General features: G+C 66.9%; 4 protein-coding genes and 1 pseudogene. 2 read left to right on the top strand and 3 right to left on the bottom strand.

What is annotated here, in order from left to right; genetic code table 11:
- A pseudogene (locus tag MSIMFI_RS13265) lies at positions 1-297 on the top strand (PE-PGRS family protein); the annotation flags it as partial.
- A 27-nt stretch (positions 298-324) separates the two neighbouring features.
- Here the strand turns inward: MSIMFI_RS13265 and MSIMFI_RS13260 are convergent.
- The 3 genes from MSIMFI_RS13260 to MSIMFI_RS28940 all read right to left on the bottom strand — a co-directional run bounded on the left by MSIMFI_RS13260 (position 325) and on the right by MSIMFI_RS28940 (position 3,008).
- Complete coding sequence (locus MSIMFI_RS13260; protein WP_191497550.1) at positions 325-1,125, bottom strand: crotonase/enoyl-CoA hydratase family protein; 801 nt, start codon at positions 1,123-1,125, stop codon at positions 325-327.
- A complete protein-coding gene (locus MSIMFI_RS13255; RefSeq protein ID WP_191497549.1) occupies positions 1,122-2,270 on the bottom strand; it encodes a thiolase family protein in 1,149 nt (382 codons plus the stop codon). Before MSIMFI_RS13255 ends, MSIMFI_RS13260 begins: the two co-directional genes overlap by 4 nt.
- 81 nt (positions 2,271-2,351) lie before the next feature.
- Entirely contained in the window at positions 2,352-3,008 is a 657-nt protein-coding gene (locus MSIMFI_RS28940; RefSeq protein WP_191497548.1) for a PE-PGRS family protein, read from the bottom strand.
- Positions 3,009-3,358: 350 nt separating this feature from the next.
- Here MSIMFI_RS28940 and MSIMFI_RS13245 point away from each other — a divergent pair.
- Positions 3,359-3,806 (top strand): PE family protein (locus MSIMFI_RS13245; protein ID WP_191497547.1); only part of this gene is annotated, 448 nt, incomplete at its 3' end.

The raw sequence follows: 3,806 nt of genomic DNA, 5'->3' as shown, positions 1-3,806 counted from the left end.
GTCCTACTCGGTAGCGGCGGCAGCGGCGGAGCCGGCGGAACGAGCTTCAGCAGCGTGGGTGGCGCTGGCGGGGCCGGCGGCAGGGGCGGTCAGCTGCTGGGCAACGGCGGGGCCGGCGGCGCTGGCGGTGAGGGCAATACCGTCGGTGGTGACGGTGGTCAGGGCGGTAGCGCGGTCTTGATCGGCGACGGCGGCAATGGTGGCAACGGTGGGCCCGGTCCAACACCCGCTACCGGCGGTAAGGGTGGCACCCACGGTGAGCCGGGCCTGCTCTTGGGCCAACCCGGAATCGACGGCTTACCGTAGCGGCGCACCGACTGACAGTTAGCGTGCCTTCCAGACCGGTTCCCGTTTCTCGGCGAACGCCAACGGCCCCTCCTTGGCGTCCTCGGATCTGATCAGGGTGCGCATCTCGCGCACGGTCCGCTCCCAGCTTGCTTCCTCGTCGGTGATGACGCCGTCGTCGACGCCGTAGGCGATGCGCTTGCTGGCCTGTACCGACAGCGGAGCGTTCACGGTCACCCGCGCGGCCAACGCCAGGGCCGCATCCAGGACCGAGCCCTCCTTGACGACCTGGTTGATCAGGCCCCATTCATAGGCGTCGGTTGCGGTGAGCGGCTCGCCGGTCAACAGTAGTTCCATCCCCACTTTGCGGGGCAGTTGGTTCACGATCCGGAAAACACCACCGGCGGCGGCGATCAGTCCCCGTTTGACCTCCGGCAGCCCGAATTTGGCGCGCTCGTCGGCCACCACCAGGTCACTAGCGAGCGCCAGTTCGGTTCCGCCGCCCAATGCCGTGCCGTTGACCGCGGCGATGGTGGGCTTGTCGATGAAGTGGTGCACGTAACCTGCGAAACCCCACTCGCTGTGGTCGGGGTGGTAGATGTTCTCCCGTCGCGAGATCGCCTTGAGATCAGCCCCGGCGCAAAATGATTTGTCACCGGCGCCGGTGATCACCACGGCCCTTACGTTGGGATCGTGCTGGGCTTCGTGGAGCGCGTCCCCGACGGCGATGCTGACGGCACCGTTGATGGCATTGCGGGCTTCGGGCCGGTTGATCGTGATGACCATTACATTGTCGCGGCGCTCGACCAGCGCTGCGGGTTGACCGTTTGCTTCTGTCACAGCAGCTCGACGATGGTCGCGTTGGCCTGACCGCCGCCTTCACACATGGTCTGCAGGCCGTAGCGAATTCCCTTGTCCCGCATGTGGTATAGCAACGTCGTCATCAACCGCGCACCCGAACCACCGAGTGGGTGCCCGAGCGCGATCGCGCCGCCGTTGGGATTGAGCTTCTTCTCATCGGCTCCGATGTCCTTCAGCCAAGCAAGCGGCACCGGCGCGAACGCCTCGTTGACCTCGTACGCCCCGATCTCGTCGATGCTCAATCCGGACCGCTTGAGTACCTTCTGGGTAGCGGGGATGGGAGCGGTCAGCATGATCACCGGGTCGGCCCCGGCCAGAGTTGCGGTGTGCACCTTGGCAATCGGCTTTATCCCCAGCGACTTAGCCTTCTCGGCGGACATGAACAGCAGTGCGGCGGAGCCGTCGGAAATCTGCGAAGAGTTTCCGGCGTGGATCACGCCGTCCTCTTTGAACGCCGGCTTCAGCGACGCCATCTTCTCCATCGGGGTGCCGCGGCGGATGCCTTCGTCCTTGAGGACGATATTGCCGTCTTGGTCTTTGATGCCCACAATCTGGTCATCGAATGCACCGGAATCCTGTGCAGCAGCAGCCTTTTCGTGTGATCCCAGGGAGAATTCGTCAAGCGCCAGGCGGTCGAAGCCCCACTGCTCGGCGATCATCTCCGCGCCCAGGCCCTGGTTCGGCACCCTGCCCTGATAGCGCGTCATAAACGCCTCCGGATACGGCCGTCCGCCGTTGGCCAGCGACGCACCCATCGGGGTGCGTGACATCGACTCCACACCACCGGCCACGACGACGTCGTAGTGGCCGGCCACCACACCCGCCGCGGCGAAATGTATGGACTGCTGACTCGACCCGCATTGGCGATCGACGGTCACCCCCGGAACGGTCTCGGGCCAGCCCGCCGCGAGCACCGCTGTGCGCCCGATGTCGAGGGCCTGTTCGCCGGCCTGCATGACGCAGCCCCAGATCACGTCCTCGACGAGCTCGGGGTCGATGCCGGCCTTGGTGACCAATCCGTTGAGTACCTGCGCGGACAGATCGGCCGGGTGTACCCCGGACAATCCGCCGTTGCGCTTGCCGACTGGTGAGCGCACTGCCTCGACGATGACCGCTTCAGCCATGACTATGTCTCCTTTGACACGTTGATCTTGTGTCGATTGTCGACCAACGCGATCAGAGGTTCGGGGTCGGGGTGACCGGTGTCAGCGCCCATCCGTTCCGTTCTGGCCCAACAACCCACCGGCGCCGCCGGCACCCGCCCCACCCGGTGGGGTGCCCAGCCCGCGGTTACCGCCGTTGCCGCCGGTGCCGATCAGCTGCGCGTTGCCGCCCTTGCCGCCGCTGCCGCCTTGCTGTGCTGCCAGGGTGATCCCGCCCGCGCCACCGTTACCGCCGTTGCCGATCTGTGCGGCGGTGCCTCCGACCCCGCCGTTGCCGCCGGCGCCCGCACCGAAGCCGCCGTCACCGCCGGCCCCGCCGTTGCCGACCAGTCCGCGGGCGTTGCCGCCCGCGCCACCGAACCCGCCGGTGCCAAACAGTGCGCCTGCGTTGCCGCCGGTCCCACCGGTGCCGCCGGTACTAACGCCGACCCCACCCGCTCCGCCGGCCCCGCCGGTGCCGAAGAGGGCAGCGGCGTTGCCGCCGAGGCCGCCGGTCCCGCCGACGGTCTGTCCGACGCCGCCGTTAGCTCCGGTCCCGGGAATCCCGTTGGCGCCGTCGCCGATCAACGGGCGTCCCAGCGGCGCCTGGGTGGGCGCGTTAATGACATCTAGCACAGCCTGATTGGAGAGGGCTAGCCCGGCGGCGCCGTTGGCGCCAGTCGTGCCCAGCGAGGCGCCGAGGCCACCGTTGCCGCTCATGCGAACCGCCGCAGCGTATCTGCCTTCGCGGGCCAGCATTTCACCACGGACGTGGTACCAACGCTGATCGTTTTCGAGTTGACGAGCGAGCTAATCCCGCGCGGGGTGGCCTGGTATGACGGCGCATCGACTCATCGAGCCGATGCGGGGCCTCGTCGATCACGTCGGCATCTGCCGCAGGCGCTTGGTAACCGCCGCGTCGCTGGTTAGCACCAAAGGTGCACTTTGCACAACTGTTTTCAAGTCTCGTTGCGGTTTGCATCTTGAGCCGGGTTGTGAGGGCGGGCATCTTTTGTGTCCGACTCACCAGGCGTGTGTTGGCCGAGGCTTGGCTTCGTGGGAGGTTTGAGATGTCGTTTGTGAGTGTGGCTCCGGACATGCTGGTGAGGGCTGCATCGGATTTGGCGGGTCTTGGGTCGGCAATCAATACGGCCAATGCGACGGCGGCGAGTTCGACGACGACCGTGTTGGCGGCAGCCGCCGATGAGGTGTCCGAAGGGATCGCGGCGTTGTTCGGCATGCACGCGCAGGAGTATCAGGCGCTCGGCGCGCAGGCGACGGCGTTTCATGAGCAGTTTGCTCGGGCGCTGACCACTGCCGGGCGCGCGTTTGCCAGCGCGGAGGCGGCCAACGCCGCGGCGACCGCATCGCCGCTTGAGACGTTGGAGGAGCAGATCCTGGGTGTGATCAATGCGCCGACGCAGATCTTGTTGGGGCGTCCGTTGATCGGTGACGGTGCCAATGGGGCGCCAGGCACCGGGCAGGCCGGCGGGGCCGGGGGCTTGTTGTGGGGTAATG

The sequence above is a fragment of the Mycobacterium simulans genome (genome assembly GCF_900232995.1).
Lineage (GTDB): Bacteria > Actinomycetota > Actinomycetes > Mycobacteriales > Mycobacteriaceae > Mycobacterium > Mycobacterium simulans.
Note: the sequence above shows the minus strand (reverse complement) of the source record. Positions and strands in the feature narration are given on the sequence as shown.